General features: G+C 56.5%; 12 protein-coding genes. All 12 read left to right on the forward strand.

What is annotated here, in order from left to right; translation table 11 throughout:
• Nucleotides 1–61 precede the first annotated feature (61 nt).
• The 12 genes from rsmH to murA all read left to right on the forward strand — a co-directional run bounded on the left by rsmH (nt 62) and on the right by murA (nt 17,555).
• Complete coding sequence (rsmH, locus tag CGZ75_RS02785) at nt 62–1,027, forward strand: 16S rRNA (cytosine(1402)-N(4))-methyltransferase RsmH (protein WP_089522768.1); 966 nt, start codon at nt 62–64, stop codon at nt 1,025–1,027.
• A 67-nt stretch (nt 1,028–1,094) separates the two neighbouring features.
• Nucleotides 1,095–1,484: a hypothetical protein gene (locus CGZ75_RS02790; protein ID WP_089522769.1), complete on the forward strand. Its 390-nt coding sequence runs from the start codon at nt 1,095–1,097 to the stop codon at nt 1,482–1,484.
• A 3-nt stretch (nt 1,485–1,487) separates the two neighbouring features.
• Nucleotides 1,488–3,773, forward strand: a complete 2,286-nt coding sequence (locus tag CGZ75_RS02795) for a penicillin-binding transpeptidase domain-containing protein (RefSeq protein ID WP_089522770.1) — start codon at nt 1,488–1,490, stop codon at nt 3,771–3,773.
• A gap of 1,532 nt (nt 3,774–5,305) precedes the next feature.
• Nucleotides 5,306–7,264 carry a stage V sporulation protein D gene (locus CGZ75_RS02805; RefSeq protein ID WP_089522772.1) on the forward strand — a complete coding sequence of 653 codons (1,959 nt, stop codon included), beginning with the start codon at nt 5,306–5,308 and terminating at the stop codon, nt 7,262–7,264.
• Nucleotides 7,265–7,288: 24 nt separating this feature from the next.
• Complete coding sequence (locus CGZ75_RS02810; RefSeq protein ID WP_089522773.1) at nt 7,289–8,773, forward strand: UDP-N-acetylmuramoyl-L-alanyl-D-glutamate--2,6-diaminopimelate ligase; 1,485 nt, start codon at nt 7,289–7,291, stop codon at nt 8,771–8,773.
• Nucleotides 8,770–10,311 (forward strand): UDP-N-acetylmuramoyl-tripeptide--D-alanyl-D-alanine ligase, encoded by a 1,542-nt coding sequence (locus CGZ75_RS02815; RefSeq protein ID WP_245850678.1) that lies wholly within the window; start codon nt 8,770–8,772, stop codon nt 10,309–10,311. Before CGZ75_RS02810 ends, CGZ75_RS02815 begins: the two co-directional genes overlap by 4 nt.
• Nucleotides 10,312–10,330: 19 nt before the next feature.
• Nucleotides 10,331–11,299, forward strand: a complete 969-nt coding sequence (mraY, locus tag CGZ75_RS02820) for a phospho-N-acetylmuramoyl-pentapeptide-transferase (protein ID WP_089522774.1) — start codon at nt 10,331–10,333, stop codon at nt 11,297–11,299.
• Between the two features lie 76 nt (nt 11,300–11,375).
• Nucleotides 11,376–12,890, forward strand: coding sequence for a UDP-N-acetylmuramoyl-L-alanine--D-glutamate ligase (murD, locus tag CGZ75_RS02825; protein WP_089522775.1), 1,515 nt, complete (start codon nt 11,376–11,378; stop codon nt 12,888–12,890).
• A gap of 43 nt (nt 12,891–12,933) precedes the next feature.
• Nucleotides 12,934–14,031: a stage V sporulation protein E gene (gene spoVE / locus CGZ75_RS02830; protein ID WP_089522776.1), complete on the forward strand. Its 1,098-nt coding sequence runs from the start codon at nt 12,934–12,936 to the stop codon at nt 14,029–14,031.
• Between the two features lie 5 nt (nt 14,032–14,036).
• Nucleotides 14,037–15,143, forward strand: a complete 1,107-nt coding sequence (gene murG / locus CGZ75_RS02835) for an undecaprenyldiphospho-muramoylpentapeptide beta-N-acetylglucosaminyltransferase (protein ID WP_089522777.1) — start codon at nt 14,037–14,039, stop codon at nt 15,141–15,143.
• Between the two features lie 201 nt (nt 15,144–15,344).
• Nucleotides 15,345–16,256 carry a UDP-N-acetylmuramate dehydrogenase gene (murB, locus tag CGZ75_RS02840; protein WP_089522778.1) on the forward strand — a complete coding sequence of 304 codons (912 nt, stop codon included), beginning with the start codon at nt 15,345–15,347 and terminating at the stop codon, nt 16,254–16,256.
• Between the two features lie 15 nt (nt 16,257–16,271).
• Nucleotides 16,272–17,555, forward strand: coding sequence for a UDP-N-acetylglucosamine 1-carboxyvinyltransferase (gene murA, locus CGZ75_RS02845; protein WP_089522779.1), 1,284 nt, complete (start codon nt 16,272–16,274; stop codon nt 17,553–17,555).
• Nucleotides 17,556–17,666: the final 111 nt, after the last annotated feature.

Consider the following 17,666-nt stretch of genomic DNA (forward strand, 5'->3'; position numbering starts at 1 on the left):
CCCTTTTTTGCACCTTACAAGCAACCACAGTCAGTCATCAAGAAATCAGGAGGACAACCTATTGTTTCATCACATTACAGTTCTAAAAGAAGAGGCCGTAGATGGTCTCAATATTAAGCCAGACGGCATTTATGTTGATTGTACACTCGGAGGCGCCGGCCACAGTGAGCTGATCGCTTCCCGACTTGGTCCAGGAGGAAGGCTTATCGCCTTTGACCAGGACGATTGGGCACATGAGAATGCGCAGGTTCGGCTAGCTCCCTATTTGGACCGAATAACGCTGGTACGGGGCAACTTCCGCTACTTGCAGGAGCAGCTGATGCTGCTGCCCGAGGTGCCGAAGGTGAACGGTGTGCCTCAAGTCGACGGCATCCTGTTCGATCTTGGAGTCTCCAGTCCGCAGCTGGACGAGGCGGAACGCGGTTTCAGTTACAATCATGACGCTCCGCTCGACATGCGTATGGATCGGGAGTCTGATTTGACCGCTCACGAAATCGTGAACACATGGGATGAGAAGGAGATTGCCCGGATTCTGTTTGTATACGGAGAAGAGAAGTTTTCCCGGCAGATCGCCAGGGCTATCATCAAACAGCGTGCAACCGCCGAAATTATGACGACAAACGAACTTGCTGAACTGGTTAAGTCGGGAATCCCAGCTGCAGCCCGGCGCACGGGCGGCCATCCGGCCAAGCGCAGCTTCCAGGCGCTGCGGATTGCTGTCAACGACGAGCTGCGAGCGGAGGAAGAAGCGCTTGAACAGGCCGTTGCGTGTGCAGCACCAGGCGGCAGAATTTCGGTCATTACGTTCCACTCGCTGGAGGATCGGATTTGTAAGCAGCTTTTTGTCGGTTATTTGGCCAAATGTACCTGCCCGCCTGCTTTTCCACACTGTGTCTGCGGGAGCAAAGGTACACTCCGGCTCGTATCTCGCAAGCCGATCTTGCCATCCCAAGAGGAGCTTGAGGCTAATCCTCGCTCTCGCTCGGCCAAGCTGAGGGTAGCGGAGAAGTTGCCCCTGTCCCACTAAACACGAAAATAGACCATTAACAACCTAACAACAGGAAAAGAATCCAACCGCAGGAGGGGAACCCGCTTTGGCTTACACGAATGGCAATTTGGCTTTGCAGCCCAAGAGAAAACCGGAGCAGCAGCGCCCGGTAAAGGAAACGAAAAGAGTCGTGAAGGTCCGGAGGATGATTCCTCCTTCGGAAATGCTGCGCTATATGGGATCTGTGCTGGTCGTTGTGTGCGTGCTCGTGCTCATTATTTTCCGCTACGCCCAGGACTACCGCATGGAGCTTCAAATCAAAGAATTGAACGCAGGTTATAAACAAGCTACCGTTGATGTTAAAGTGCTGCGAGGCGAGGTGGCCAAGCTGTCCGATCCTGCCGTAATCTCCAAAAAAGCGCAAGAGCTCGGCATGACTCCAGCAGGTTCGGAGAAAGACAGCGACTCGGACGCCAAAAAAGAATCGGGACGTTAAGTCATGGCAAATAATCCGATACAAAGCAATACCATTAAGCGAATCAAAATGAGGACCGTTGTTGTCGGAGGGGTGATTACCCTCCTTTTTCTTATTTTGATCAGTCGTGTTTTTTATGTGCAGGTCGTGCAGGCGGATTTTTGGCTCAGCGAAGCCAAAGCAATCTGGAAGGAACAGGATACGATTCCGGCGGAGCGCGGTACGATCAGTGATCGCAAAGGAAATATGCTCGCGATGAACATCCCGGCTTATACCGTCGTGGTCAATCCTAAGCTGCTGAATGAGCTTGGAATCGCGGAAGAGGCGGCCAAGGGGCTGGCCGAATTGCTCGGCAAGTCGGAGCAGGAAGTGCTCAAGCAGACAACCATGAAGAACAGCAAAGGGGAGTATTTGCAGTACCGGGAGCTTCGTCCGGAGGGCTGGAATATCGATAAGGCTAAGGCGGACAAGGTAATCGCTTTTCGGGATAACCTCAAAAAAAGCTATGAGGAGCGTACGGATATAAAGATCCGCAACACGGGCATTACACTGAATGAAGGCTCCAAGCGTTTTTATCCAAACAATTCGCTGGCAGCTCATGTTCTGGGGTATGTGAACAAGGAAGGCGCTCCAGTTATCGGGCTTGAAGTCGACTTCAATAAACAATTGGAGGGGCAGGACGGCAAAGTCGTTTATGAAAAGGACGGCAACCGCGTTCAGCTCGCTAACGGCAACGCCCAACTGGTTCCAGCTGTGGACGGAAGTGATATCCAGTTGACGCTGGATTCAGAGATTCAGAACTATTTGGAAGTGGCTATGAAAAAGGCCTACGAAAAATACGAGCCGAAAAGCATTACCGCTATCGCCGCCGATCCCAATACAATGGAAATTCTGGCTATGGGCAATATGCCAACTTATAACCCTAATGAGTACTCCAAATCCAATGTAGGCAACTTCTTCAACCATGCCATTGGATCGACCTACGAGCCGGGCTCGACGTTCAAAATCATTACGTTAGCAAGTGCGGTTGAGGAAGGCAAGTTCAACCCTAATGCGACGTATAAGTCTGGATCAATTGTCGTTACAGGCACAAGAATTAGCGACGTTAACACCGCTGGATGGGGCACAATTTCCTATTTGGAAGGACTTAAACGCTCCAGTAACGTCTCTTTTGTCAAGCTTGGGCTAGAGCAGTTGGGTAAAGAGAAGTTGGTTAACTATTTTGAAAACTTTGGATTCGGCAAGCGGACGGGCATTGAGCTGAAAAACGAAGTCAAAGGTACATTGAATATTAATTATCCGTTCGAAGTAGCGACTTCTACGTTTGGACAAGGGGTTGCCGTCACGCCGATCCAACAGATCGCTGCGGTCGCTGCGGTAGCAAACGGCGGCAAGTTGATGAAGCCGCATATCGTCAAATCCATTAAAGATCCAGCTACCGGCAAGGTGACGGAGACAAAGCCGGAGATGGTGCGGCAGGTCATTAGCGCCGAAACTTCTCGCAAGGTGGGCGGATACTTGGAGCAGGTTGTCTCTGACAAGGAAATAGGCAGCGGCCGGAATGCGGCGATTCCCGGATACCGGGTCGCCGGCAAAACCGGTACGGCGGAGAAATCAGACGGCGTAGGATACTCAAAGGATGAATACGTCGTTTCCTTCATCGGTTATGCACCTGTGGAAAACCCGAAAATCGTCGTTTATGTCACTGTTGACTCACCGAACAACCCGATGGTCAGCGGCGGCACGGTTGCTGCTCCGGTGTTCAAAGAAATTGTTAGCCAAAGCCTACGCTATATGGGTGTGAAGCCTGACGCGAAGGCCGTTAAGGATGGGGGCAAGCAAGGCACGCAGACCGTTCCTGATCTGAAGAATAAGGGAATCCAGGAGGCGCAAGCCGAGCTCAAGTCTCGCGGCATGGCGTCCAAGGTGGTCGGTAAGGGGACGAAGGTGCTGCTGCAGATCCCGGCAGCCGGTGCGGTGTTGGCCGAGAGCCAGCAGGTCTATCTGTTGACGGAGGAGCAGAGCAAGCTCACCTTGCCTTCGCTAGTCGGCTTGTCGCTTCGCGATGCGTTGCAAGTTTGCTCCTCAACGGGCAAGCGCTGCGTGACTGAGGGAGATGGCTACGTCGTGAAGCAAATGGATGCGAAGCTGAATGGCGAACCAGTTGTCAAGCTGACTCTGCAGTCGCCAAGTGAGCAGCAAGCGGCGAAGGATGCTGCGCTGAATGCAGAGAAGAACGATGATAGTGTGAATGAGGGTAAAGATAAGGACACAGAGAAGGGCACGGAGCAGAACCAGGACACAGAGTAGGGACGGGTAGAGCCAGGACAGAGTAGACCGGGACGCAGAGCAGAACCGGGACACAGAGCAAAACCGGGACACAGAGTAGAACACGGGAGCAGAACCAGGATCAAAGGCAGTTAATTACAACGGCGCTCCGCGCTGACTGACGGGACATTAACCGCTGCGCGGAACGGACCCTCCTTCCGATTCACTGGAGCCCAGATTCCTTTGATTCCAAAACCCCTAACGGGGTAGGAATCCGGCCTCCAAGAGAAGCGCTGCCGCTTCTCCAGGAGCGTTCCGTCCGCTCCGCTTCCCGGTCCCGTAAAAACTCGTCTCTCCCCTATTTTTTAGGGGTACGGCTCACTCCAGCTTCGCTTCTGGAGCCCGCCGTACCCGCGCTTCGCGCGGTGAAGGTGCTTCGGCTTGCGAGGTCGCTGCTCCGTAAGCGACCCAAGCTAAGGATCACGATATCCTTGCGGGTTAGACTTTTCTGTCGCACCATCAATCTTGGCTACTCTACTGCTCCTTGTAAGGCTTAAGCTACTTCATCGCCGCATACGGGCGAGGTCATTCCCTAGCCACTGAGTTACTCAGTCGCTTACGAAGCAGTGAGCCGCAGGCCCAAGCTTAGCTTGTATAGTCAGTAGCTTAGCTCGTAAGCAGTGGGCTTTCGGCAGCTCGTTCCGGCGCTTACCCCCAAATATGTTGTGAGAGCCGAATATTATAACTATTCGGGCTTTTGAATAATTTGAAAGCCCGTAGAGCGTGACTGCGGGGGCCAGGTACCTTGGCTTGGCATACTTGCTTAGCTCGGAACAGTACAGCAGTACAGACATTGCTCTTGCAAGCCCGCAGCAGAGCGGCGGGGCGAGCTTTTGCCGGAGCATCAAGCGACGGCACGCCAGCCGCGCTAAGCGGCCTGCCGCCTTCCAGGTGTTCGGAAGGCGGCACACCCCCCAATAAAAAATGGGGGGATAGTAGAGTCGGTCCATGGGAGGGGTTGTGACGGTGAAGCGAAGCGGGCCGAAGCCTTCCGTAGAAGCGGAAGCGGTCCTCTTGGAAGTCGGATGCCTACACATTAATGTGTTAGGCGATCAGGCATCCGAGTTCCAGAGGGATCGGAGGAAGGCTCGGCCCGCGCAGCGGAGTTCCGTTGCAGCCACTCCCATAACCTCCGCCGCGCTAAGCGGCCTGCCGCCTTCCAGGTGTTCGGAAGGCGCACACCCCCAATAAAAAATAGGGGGATAGGAGAGTCGGTCGATGGGAGGGGTTGTGACGGTGAAGCGGAGCGGGCCGAAGCCTTCCGTAGAAGCGGAAGCGGTCCTCTTGGAAGTCGGATGCCTACACATTAGTGTATTAGGCAATCAGGGCATCCGAGTTCCAGAGGGATCGGAGGAAGGCTCGGCCCGCGCAGCGGAGTTCCGTTGCAGCCACTCACATAAGCTCCCATAAGCTCACACAGCGCGTTCTACCAACGAACGTTTCCGAATAGGGTAAACATGTACGGACAGACTCTACCTGTCCACCCTAGAACGAAGCGAGAGGGGAACAAGCGGATGAAAGTGTCCAATGTCACCTTGCGCCGCCGTCTGTTCTTGGCGCTGGTCGTTGTCATCATCGGCTTCAGTGCGCTGATCGTACGGCTGGCCTACGTACAGCTGGTAAGAGGCGGCGAGCTATCCGCCAAAGCGGAAGACAATTGGCGTCGCGAGGTTGCATTTGCTCCCCGAAGGGGCGATATTACCGACCGGAACGGCGAGAAGCTTGCCTATAACGTGAGCTCACCCACGATCGTGGCGATTCCAGTCCAGATCAAGGACAAAGAAGGGACCGCACGCAAGCTGGCGCCCGTGCTTGGCATTTCCGAAGAGAAGCTGCTCGGCTTACTCAAAAAAGAAGAGAAGAGCGTTTTCATCAAACCGGAAGGCCGCAAAATTACGCTGGAAAAGGCGATGGAAGTTCGCAAGCTGGAGCTGCCGGGCATCGTTGTGGCGGAGGACAACAAACGCTACTATCCGTTCGGTGAACTGGCAGCGAGCATCATTGGCATTACCGGTACCGATGCTGGATTAACCGGCGTGGAGAAAAAGTATGACGACCGTCTGAAAGGTGTCAGAGGCAGCGTATCCTATTTGTCAGACGCCAGGGGACATACGATGCCGGGCTCAACCGACAAGCTCGATGAGCCGAAGAATGGATTGAATTTGCAGCTGACAATTGATCGGCAAATTCAGAGCATTATGGAGCGCGAGCTGGACCAGGCGATGACCAAGTACAAACCGAATAACGCCATCGCCATCGCGATGGACCCCAATACCGGCGAGGTGCTCGGCATGGCGAGCCGTCCGACGTTCGAGCCGGGCAACTACAACGCGTATCCATCCGAGGTGTATAACCGCATTTTGCCAATCTGGATGACCTATGAGCCAGGCTCTACTTTCAAGATCATCACGCTGGCAGCAGCATTGGAAGAGGGCAAGGTTAATCTCAAGAATGAGCGGTTCTTTGACCCCGGTGCGGTAGAGATCGGCGGCGCACGGTTGCGCTGTTGGAAAAAGGGCGGTCACGGCAGCCAAACGTTCCTGGAAGTTGTACAAAATTCATGTAACCCGGGCTTTGTTGCGCTGGGCAATCGGCTTGGCAAAGACACGCTATTCAAGTATATTAAGGACTTCGGCTTCGGCAAGAAAACCGGTATTGACATCAGCGGCGAGGGGAACGGAATTCTGTTCAAACCAAGCCAGGTCGGCCCGGTGGAGCTGGCGACAACGGCCTTCGGGCAAGGGGTCTCGGTAACGCCGATCCAACAGATAACGGCGGTGTCGGCGGCGGTTAATGGCGGTACGCTCTACAAGCCGCATTTGACTAAGGCCTGGACCAATCCAGAGACTGGCGAGGTTGTGGAGCGGATCCAGCCGGAACCGGTACGCCAGGTCATTTCTGAAAAAACGAGCGCCCAAGTAAGGGAAGCGTTGGAGAGCGTCGTGGCACTCGGCACGGGCGGCAACGCCTTTCTTGACGGCTATCGCGTCGGTGGTAAGACGGGGACGGCACAAAAAGTCATCAACGGCAGATATTCCACGAGTGAGCATATCGTTTCGTTCATTGGCATCGCACCTGCCGACAATCCACGCATTGTTGTATACGTAGCGATCGACAACCCGCAGGGCATCCAGTTCGGCGGCGTCGTTGCGGCTCCGATCGTAAAGGGGATTTTGGAAGACTCGCTGCAATATATGGGCGTGCCCAAGAGCTCCAAACAAATCGGCAAAAAATACAAGTATGGAGAAACGACGATGGTGACGGTGCCGAATCTCGTCGGCAAGACGGTATCGGACATTTACGAGGACATGAACATGAACTTCAATCTTGTCTCCGCCGGCAGCGGTAATACGGTTATCCGCCAAGCCCCGGCAGCGGGAGAGAGGGTGGATAAAGGGTCGACGATCCGCATCTATTTAGGGAGCGACGCCGACCTGCCGCCTGCAGCAAGCGGAGATGGACACAGCCATTAACGCATTCAGAGAGGAGAGAGCGAGATGCGTTTGGAGCAACTGGCATTGCAGCTTAAAACCGCCCGTCTCATTGGAGACGGCGCGATTGAAATTACAGGATTGGAGAGGGACTCCCGGGCTGTAAAGCCCGGGGACCTGTTCCTTTGTTTGCCGGGCCATACAGTGGACGGGCATGAATTTGCGGCGCAGGCTGTGGCGGCAGGAGCCGTTGCTCTCGTCGTGGAGCGTCCGCTTCAACTAGACGTTCCGCAGCTTGTTACGGGGGGCAGCCGGCATGCGATGGCGGTGCTTGCGGATTATTTTTATAATCATCCGAGCCGGGCAATGAATGTCATCGGCGTTACCGGCACGAACGGAAAAACAACAACAACGTACCTGATCGAGCGAATCCTCGCGGATCAAGGTTTGAAGCCGGGCGTCATCGGCACGATCGAAAAACGTTACGCCGGGAAGTCTTTCCCGATGAGCGGCACGACGCCGGAGGCGCTTGATCTGCAGCGGGATCTCGCTGATATGCGAGACGCCGGTACGACGCATACTGTCATGGAAGTTTCCTCCCATGCGCTGGAGCAGGGCCGGGTCAAAGGGGTCCGTTACCGCACGGCCATATTTACAAACCTGACGCAGGATCACCTGGATTATCACGGGACGATGGATGTGTACCGCGAAGCCAAGGGCCTGCTCTTCTCGCGTCTGGGCAACAACTACGGCGGCGAAGAGGGCAGCTCCTATGCGGTGCTGAATGCCGATGATCCGGCAGCGGCGCGTTTTGGTCAGCTGACGGCGGCGGAAGTCATCACATATGGCGTGGATTCACCGGCTGATGTGCAAGGTTCCAATATCCGCATTACTGCGGGCGGAACTTTCTTCCATTTAAGCAGTTTTGCGGGAGAGACGGATATTACGTTGCAGATGGTCGGGAAATTCAATGTATATAACGCCCTGGCGGCAATCAGTGCTGGACTTGTGGAAGGCATTCCGCTGGAAGCAATCAAGGCCAGCCTGGAAAGTTTACCGGGAGTGCCGGGACGGGTGGAGTCGGTCAATGCCGGACAGGATTTTGCGGTCATTGTTGACTACGCGCATACGCCGGATGGCTTGGAAAATGTACTGAAGGCCGTACGCGAATTCGCTGAGAAACGCGTCATTACGGTGTTTGGCTGCGGCGGCGACCGCGACCGGACGAAACGTCCGATCATGGGTGAAATCGCTTCGCGCTACTCCGATTACACGATTGTCACCTCCGACAATCCACGGACGGAAAACCCGGATACGATCCTGCTCGACATCGAGGTCGGCCTGCAGAAGGCGAATGTGTCGCAAGAACGTTATGAGCTCCAGGTGGACCGTCGTGTCGCCATTGAAAAAGCGGTTGAAATGGCAAGCCCCGGAGATGTAGTATTGATTGCGGGGAAGGGCCATGAGACCTATCAAATCATTGGCAAGGTGACGCATGATTTTGATGACAGGCTGGCCGCCCAAGAAGCGATAAGGGGAATACGGAATTGATTATACGCAAGCTCAGTGTTATCGCCGGAATGAGTTCGGGCCGGATGGGGCCCGGTTACATAGACGCGCCCGAGGAAGCCGCGGAGGGACAGGGGCTCACTCAGGGCCCGTCCCCCCAAGGCTGGAGAGATATTCTCGTAAAGGGTGTAACGACGGACTCCCGACGCGCGAGCGAAGGGCAGTTGTTCGTTCCGCTGTCCGGCGATTCGTTCGACGGCCACGACTATGTGGAAGCAGCTTTTCGGCAAGGAGCCGCCGCTGCGTTCTGGAGCCTTGATCGGGAGCTGCCCGCCGCGCTGGCTGGCAAACCGCTCGTACTGGTGGAGGACCCGCTTGAGGCGCTCCAGAATTTGGCAGCTGCCTACCGTAGCGAGCTCAAGACGGTTGTGGTCGGCATTACCGGAAGCAACGGCAAGACGACAACGAAGGATATGACAGCAGCCGCACTCGGCTCGGTTATGAGGGTGCATAAAACGGCTGGAAATCTCAATAATCATATCGGCTTGCCGATGACGGTATTGGCGTTGGCGGAAGACACCGAGGCAGCTGTGCTGGAAATGGGCATGAGCGGCCTGCGCGAAATCGCGCTGCTCACGGGAATTGCCAAGCCTGATATCGCCATCATCACGAACATCGGTGATGCGCATTTGCTGCAGCTCGGTTCGCGGGAGATGATCGCCCGCGCCAAGATGGAGATCGCCGAGGGGCTGAAGCCCGGCGGTCTGCTGCTCGTTAGCGCAGATGAGCCGCTGATCGCGGCGGAGCTGGCGCGAGCTACATTGCCGGAGGGCGCACAAGTTCGCACCTTCGGTGCTTCTCCGCGCAGCGACTGGCGCGCAGGCGGCATCGAGGTGGGCGCGGAATCTTGCGCCTTTACCGTGAAGGCTGGACCGGCCTCCGGTTTCCGGCTTGGCCCCATTCCAGTGGCACACTTAGCGGAAGGCTGCGATGCAACAGGCGAGTGCTTCCCGCAAGTTACCATCGAGATTCCGGTACCTGGCGCGCATAATGTGTATAATGCACTGGCGGCAATCGCCGCTGCGACCGCCTGCGGCGTACCAGCGGAGGCGATTGCCTCCGGCCTGCGCACGATGCAGCTGACCGGCATGCGCATCCAGCCGGTCGCCGCCTCTTGCGGCGCAATGATTCTCAATGACGCCTACAACGCTAATCCCACGGCGGTACGCGCTGCGGTTGATCTGGTCGCCGGGCTGACCGGCTACCGGCGGAAGTGGATTGTGCTCTCCGACATGCGGGAGCTGGGCGAGACGGAGCAGGAGCTGCATCGCGAGACGGGAGCATACATTACGCCGGACAAGGCGGATGCCGTGCTCACTTGTGGTGAGATGTCGGCCTTTACCTCTGCTGGAGCTGCAGCGTCCTTCGGAACGCTGGCGGCGGAGGCGGTACGCCATTTTGCTTCGCAAGAGCTATTGATTGAAACGTTAAGCGCGGAGCTGGACGCCAGAGATCTGGTGCTTGTCAAAGGCTCCCGCACGATGCATATGGAAAGGGTCGTAGAAGCGCTGCAGCGTTGATACGGCAAGGTGGTAGGTAATGGACATGTTGGTCATATTGATGACAATCGGCGTCTCGTTTTTGCTCTCGGTCATACTTGGTCCGCTATGCATTCCGCTGCTGCGCCGTCTCAAATTCGGGCAGCAGGTGCGCACGGACGGGCCGCAGAGTCATCTGAAGAAGTCGGGTACGCCGACGATGGGCGGCATTATTATTATGCTGGCCCTGCTCATCGCGTTTCTGCGCTTTTCCGAGAAGACGACGGAGTTCTGGGTGCTGCTGATTGGCGCACTTGGCTTCGGCCTCGTCGGTTTCATGGATGATTACATCAAAATCGTGCTGAAGCGCTCACTCGGACTAACGGCTAAGCAGAAGCTCGGGGGACAGTTGCTGTTCAGCATTATCATCTGTGTACTGTTGTTCAAAATGGACCACAGCACCGCGATCAGCATCCCGGGCACGCACTTCAGCTTTGATCTGGGCTGGTTTTATTATCCTTTTGTTGTCATTATCTTTTTTGCCACGACTAATGCGGTGAACTTTACCGACGGAGTGGACGGCCTTCTGGCCGGCACGAGCGGGATTGCCGCCGGTGCTTTCACGATTATCGCCATGCAGGCGACCGAGCATGAGAGCGCCGTGTTCATGGCAGCGCTTGTTGGAGCGGTGCTGGGCTTCCTTATTTTTAACGCGCATCCCGCGAAGGTGTTCATGGGAGACACAGGTTCTCTCGGCATCGGGGGTGCTCTGGCGGCAGCGGCGATTCTCACGAAAACAGAAGTTCTGCTCATTCTGATCGGCGGGGTTTTTGTTATCGAGATGGTTTCCGTCATCCTGCAAGTAGGCTCGTTCAAGCTGCGCGGCAAACGGATTTTCCGCATGAGTCCAATCCATCACCATTTCGAGCTATCTGGATGGTCGGAGTGGAAGGTTGTTACGATATTCTGGGCAGTTGGCCTCGTGCTGGCGGCCGCCGGACTTGCTCTCTACCGGATAGGCGGGGGCTGAATTTTATATCTCACGCAAACGGCCAACCGTCCAAATGGATGGCGGAGCCGTTTTGCTGCATAAGGAGAGGATTTGGATGGAACATCCAACTTTATACCGGGGGCGCAAGATCGTTGTACTTGGACTTGCCCGCAGCGGCGTCGCTGTAGCCAAGCTGTTTCATAGGCTGGGGGCAGAGGTCGTCGTGAATGATCGCAAGTCGAGAGAAGAGAGTCCGGAGGCGGCAGAACTGGAGCAGCTCGGCGTGGAAGTCATCTGTGGCGGCCACCCCCAGAATCTGGTTGGTTCAACTACGAGTTTACTGGTGAAAAATCCAGGGATTCCGTACAGTGCTCCTCCTGTCGCCGCAGCTCTCGCACTTGGCGTAGAGGTTGTCACTGAAGTTGAAGTCGCTGGCCATCTGTCGGCCGCTCCAATTATCGGAATTACCGGCTCCAATGGCAAAACAACAACGACGACCTGGATCGGCGAAATGCTTGGGGCTGCTGGCCTGAAGCCAATCGTGGCGGGCAATATCGGCCGCCCGCTGTGTGAAGCCGCGGAAGAGGCATCCGCTGACAACATCCTTGTTGCAGAGCTGAGCAGCTTCCAACTGAAGGGAACATCTTCTTTCCGCCCGCGCGTCGCGCTGCTGCTCAATGTAGCGGAGACGCATTTGGACTACCATGGTTCCATGGAGGATTATGTTGCCTCCAAGGCCAAGCTGTTCGACCACCAGACGGAGGAGGATACGGCGGTGCTCAACGCGGACGATCCCTTCTGCGTAGGGATCGCAGCCAAGCTGCGTTCGCGCAAGCTGCCTTTTTCGCTGACGCAGCGGTTAGACTCCGGCGTATTCATTGATCCGCCATATGCCCCTTTGGGCGGTGAGCTTGACGCTGGAGCCACGGCATCAACAGACGCTAACACTGAGCGGCGGGATGGCGCTGCGGGAGGCGGCGGGCAGCAAGGAGCTGCGACCGACGAGCCTGAGCGTCGCATCGTTTACCGCGACGCTTCCGGCGAGGAGCATATTCTGCTGCCGGTAGCCGAGCTCGGCATACCGGGCAGGCATAATGCCGCTAACGCGCTGGCAGCAGCGGCGGCATGCCTCGCCATCGGTGCGGAGCCGGAGGCGCTCGCCGCGCCGCTGCGGGAGTTCAATGCAGTGGAGCATCGCCTGGAGTTCGTCCGCGAAGCAGGCGGAGTGCGGTACTATAACGACTCCAAGGCGACGAACCCGACGGCAACGACGATGGCGGTCGGCTCTTTGCAGGGGCCGATTGTGCTGATCGCCGGCGGGCTCGACCGCGGCTCCGACTATATGGAGCTGCTGCCGCTGTTCAAGAGCCGCCTCAAAGGGCTCGTGCTATTGGGGCAGACGCGGCATAAGCTTGCGCATGTTGCGGAGCTGGCGGGTATGAGCGCGGTCCGCATAGTCGATGCTGGAGATGACGCCGAATCCACTATCTCCGCAGCGGTGCGTGAGGCAGCCGCCCTGGCAGCGCCTGGCGACGCCGTGCTGCTGTCGCCTGCTTGCGCTAGCTGGGATATGTTCCCTTCCTATGAAGTTCGCGGGTGCATGTTTAAAGATTCGGCGCATACCTTGTAAGTAGGGGGCTTGTCCCTACTTCCCATGCTAGAGGTGTTGCGTCATGCCCAAAGCCAGATCCGCTCCCGACGTATGGCTGATCGGCTCTATCGCTCTTATTTTGACGATCGGGCTGATTATGGTGTACAGTGCCAGCGCTGTGCGGGCCTTTCAGGATTTCGGTGACAAATTCTACTTCGTGAAGCGCCAGACGCTGTTCGCCGCTCTCGGTATCGGTGCGATGGTTTTCACCGCCAACACGGACTATCATGTTTGGAAAAAATACGCAAAGCCGCTGCTGTTGATCTGTTTTGCGCTGCTCGTGCTCGTACTTATTCCGGGCATTGGAACATGGCGCGGCGGTGCGCGAAGTTGGCTCGGCATTGGCTCCTTTGGCATCCAGCCGTCGGAGTTCATGAAGCTCGGCATGATTTTGTTTCTGGCCAAAATGCTGTCCGACAACCAGCAGCGCGTCACGCTGTTTACGAAAGGATTGCTGCCTCCGCTTGCGCTCATGGGCACAGCCTTCGGCCTGATCATGCTGCAGCCGGATCTCGGCACCGGCTCCGTCATGATGGGCGCCTCGCTCATCGTACTGTTTGTCGCCGGCGCTCAAATGAAACATCTTGGCGGGCTCGCGGCCATTGGCCTCGTCGGCATGGTCGGCCTTATTCTTGCCGCACCATACCGGCTTGCCAGGATTACCTCCTTCATGGATCCGTGGTCGGACCCGCTTGGCTCCGGTTACCAGATCATTCAGTCGTTGTATGCGATCGCGCCGGGAGGTCTGGTCGGGCTTGGCCTCGGTATGAGCCGTCAGAAATACAGCTATTTGCCGGAGCCTCAGACCGACTTCATCTTCTCGATTTTGGCAGAGGAGCTTGGTTTCATCGGCGGCTCTCTGCTCATTCTTCTCTTCCTCATTCTGATCTGGAGAGGGATGAGAGCTGCAATCTATGCACCAGATACGTTCGGCAGCCTGCTGGCCGCCGGCATTACCGGCATCGTGGCGGTGCAGGTGCTGATCAATATCGGTGTTGTCATCGGTCTGATGCCGGTCACCGGCATAACACTGCCGCTTGTCAGTTACGGCGGCTCGTCGCTGACGCTGCTTTTGACGGCGCTAGGCATTCTGCTCAATCTATCCCGTTATTCGAGGTGAATCTCGTGCGAATCGTACTGACCGGCGGTGGTACGGGAGGCCATATTTATCCCGCCCTGGCCGTAGGCAAGCAACTGCAGCAGGAGGACGTCCGTACGGAGCTTCTTTACATCGGCACGTCAAAGGGGCTGGAAAGTCGCATCGTGCCGGAGGCGGGTCTGCGTTTTGAGGCGGTGGAAATTACCGGCTTCCGGCGAAAGCTTTCCATGGACAATTTGTGGACCGTCATGCGCTTCTTTCAGGGCGTTCGCCGCTCCAAGGAGCTGCTCAAGGAATTCAAGCCGGATGCTGTTGTCGGAACCGGCGGTTACGTATGCGGCCCTGTTGTGTACGCCGCGGCCAAGCTTGGTATACCGACGTTAGTGCATGAGCAGAACGTTGTGCCAGGATTGACGAACAAGTTTTTGGCCCGCTATGCGGATAGTGTTGCGGTCAGCTTTGAATCGTCGATGCCGCATTTCGGCAAGGCGAAGCGTACCATCTATGCCGGTAATCCATGCGCCTCACCAGTCGTCAAAGCGAGCCGCAGCAAAGGTTACGCCTCGCTTGGGCTGCCGGAGGGAAGCCGGGTTGTGCTCGTCGTCGGGGGCAGCCGCGGCGCCAAGGCGATCAATGATTCTATGATCGAGATGGCGCCATCTGCTGCCGCATCCAAAAGTACTTATTTCATTTTTGTTACCGGAGAGAGCTATTATGAGCGGACTAGCGGCCTGATTAAGGAGCGCGTGTCTGGTGTTAACAATCATCTGCATGTGCTGCCTTACGTACACAATATGCCGGAGGTGCTGGCCGCTTCCACACTCGTCGTTGGCCGCGCCGGCGCTTCGTCGCTTGCCGAGTTTACGGCGCTCGGGCTGCCTTCTATTCTCATCCCGTCGCCAAATGTGACGAATAATCACCAAGAGGCCAATGCGCGCAGTCTTATGGACGTAGGGGCGGCTGAAATGGTGCTGGAGAGCGAACTCAGCGGTGCCCTCCTTATGGAGCGTATCGATACTATATTGCAGGATAGCGGCAGGCTGCAGGGGATGAAGGAGGCTTCGCGTAAGCTCGGCATGCCGAGCTCTGCGAGTATTCTGACGGGCGAGCTGCGCCGGTTGGCCGGCAGGTAGACGCAGCCAGGCAAGGCCATGGGCAGCTGTCACCACAGCGTTAGGCTGGGCATAGGATACTGCATAATCGTGTCCGTCAGCTTGAGGGCGGCCGGTTACCTTTCCCCAAAGGGAAAGAGGCATTCACCGGAGCTTCGCGGCTCCGGGCCGCAGCTTGACTGTGCCAGCCTGCCGCACCGCGAAATTTAAGGAGGAACAACCATGAATTCATGGATGGCAGAGCTGGAGAGGGCCAATGTTGGCGAGATCCGGCAGGATGTGCCGCTTGCCAGGTATACGACCTGGAGAATCGGCGGTCCAGCTGATGTCCTGATCATTCCAACAGGCAAGCAGGAGCTGATCCTGACGATGTCGATTCTGCATCGCAGCGGCGTCCCTTGGACAATCATCGGCAAAGGCTCCAATATGCTGGTGAGTGACAAAGGAATTCGCGGAGTCGTCATCAAGGCGGGAGATGCTCTGGATTATGTGGAGTTCGACGGCACGCAGCTGCGTGCTGGCGCCGCCTATTCCATCATCAAGCTGACGGTCATGGCCGGCAAGCAAGGACTGACTGGTTTGGAATTCGCCGGGGGAATTCCAGGCACGGTCGGAGGAGCCGTCTATATGAATGCGGGTGCCCACGGGTCCGACGTATCGCGAATATTTAAATCAGCCGAAATTGTGCTGGAGACAGGGGAATTGGTGACATGGGGGCCGGAGGAGATGGCGTTCAGCTATCGCCATTCTCGGCTGCAGGAGGAAGGCAGCAGAGGTGTTGTGCTGGAAGCGGTGCTAGAGCTGCACAATGGCGACCGCAAAGAGATCGCGGCTGCACTTGCAACGCATAAAGAGCGGCGCAGACGCACTCAGCCGCTGCAACAGCCTAGCTGTGGTAGCGTGTTCCGTAACCCTCCGGGCAATTATGCCGCTAAGCTGGTGGAAGAGAGCGGGCTCAAGGGCTTTTCCATCGGTGGAGCGCAGGTTTCAACCATGCATGCCAATTTCATTGTTAACACCGGGCAGGCGACGGCTGAAGACGTCCTCACCCTGATCGCCCATATCCGCAGCACGGTCAAGAACCGTACGGGAATTGAACTGATGCCCGAAGTATTGGTGGTGGGTGAGCGGTAACTTGGAGGTGTAGGTTTGGACAAATTGGTGATTGAAGGCGGGCAACCTCTCTCAGGAACCATTGCTATCCAAGGGGCGAAAAACGCGGCCCTGCCAATTTTGGCAGCGAGCGTGCTCGCCTGCGGCACAGTTACTCTTGAATCCGTGCCGCAGCTGCTCGATATAGAAGTTATGCTTCAGATTTTGCGGGAGCTTGGCTGCCGCGCGGATCATGACAAAGAGACGGTCACGCTCAACACCGCGACCGCGTATCACGCCCATATCCCGGAGAAGCTGATGCGCCAGATGCGCTCTTCGATCTTCCTCATGGGGCCGCTGCTGGCTCGCTTCGGCGAGGTTCATATTTATCAACCGGGCGGCTGCGCCATCGGTGAGCGCAAAATCGACCTTCATCTTGAAGGGCTTCGCGCGCTTGGCGCCGAATTGGAAGAGTACGGAGATCGCATTTCCTGCACGGCCGACAAGCTGATTGGTGCGGATATCCATCTGAGCTTCCCGAGCGTAGGAGCGACGGAAAATATTATGATGGCTGCTGCTCTTGCTGAGGGACGCACGACGATCGTAGGCGCGGCTCGCGAGCCGGAAATTCAGGATCTGCAAAACTTTCTGAACGCGATGGGCGCTCGTATTATGGGGGCGGGCACGGATACGATTACGATTGACGGGGTAGAATCCCTTAATCCTTGCGATTATCGCGTCATTCCTGACCGTATCGTGGCCGGCACGATTATGGTAGCGGCTGCAGCAACGAAGGGTAGAGTCACGCTCACTAATACGCGTCCGGCGCATCTATCCTCCTTGATCCATGTCCTTCGCCGCGCGGGTGTTGGAGTAGGTGTTGACGGAGACAGTATTACGGTGGGCGCTGCCGCAAGGCCGAGGTCGATTGAGCGGATTGTCACCTCGCCATACCCCGCGTTTCCGACGGATTTGCAGTCACAGGTGATGGTGCTGCTTACTCTTGCCGACGGCGTGAGCGTGATGAAGGAGACGATTTTTGAAGGGCGCTTCAAACATGTGGATGAGCTGAGCCGGATGGGTGCCGATATTCGAGTCGATCTGAACGCCGCGATCATCAAAGGGGTTCCGCGTCTCTATGGGGCGACCGTAGAAGCAACGGATCTTCGTGCTGGCGCAGCGCTCGTCATCGCTGGACTTGCCGCGCATGGCCGGACGGTCGTTGAGCAAGTGCATCACATCGATCGCGGTTATGACAGCATCGAGACCATGTTATGCCGGCTGGGCGCTCGTATCGCCCGCAGCGCTCCTGTCCCGGACAATGGAGCGGTACCGGGCTAAAAATTAAATGGCCATATTTTGGAATATGCCCCCCAAGGACCTGCATCCGTTATTGATATGACGGCCCATCCCGCTGCCCTGTAAGGCCGGGATGAGCCTGTTTTTTAGCAA

The sequence above is a fragment of the Paenibacillus herberti genome, assembly GCF_002233675.1.
Lineage (GTDB): Bacteria > Bacillota > Bacilli > Paenibacillales > Paenibacillaceae > Paenibacillus_O > Paenibacillus_O herberti.

Bases quoted from the DNA above. Each gene is read 5' to 3' on its own strand.
- CGZ75_RS02795 (WP_089522770.1), top strand. From the start codon at position 1,488: ATGGCAAATAATCCGATACAAAGCAATACCATTAAGCGAATCAAAATG.
- CGZ75_RS02805 (WP_089522772.1), top strand. From the start codon at position 5,306: ATGAAAGTGTCCAATGTCACCTTGCGCCGCCGTCTGTTCTTGGCGCTG.
- CGZ75_RS02810 (WP_089522773.1), top strand. From the start codon at position 7,289: ATGCGTTTGGAGCAACTGGCATTGCAGCTTAAAACCGCCCGTCTCATT.
- mraY (WP_089522774.1), top strand. From the start codon at position 10,331: ATGGACATGTTGGTCATATTGATGACAATCGGCGTCTCGTTTTTGCTC.
- murD (WP_089522775.1), top strand. From the start codon at position 11,376: ATGGAACATCCAACTTTATACCGGGGGCGCAAGATCGTTGTACTTGGA.
- spoVE (WP_089522776.1), top strand. From the start codon at position 12,934: ATGCCCAAAGCCAGATCCGCTCCCGACGTATGGCTGATCGGCTCTATC.
- murB (WP_089522778.1), top strand. From the start codon at position 15,345: ATGAATTCATGGATGGCAGAGCTGGAGAGGGCCAATGTTGGCGAGATC.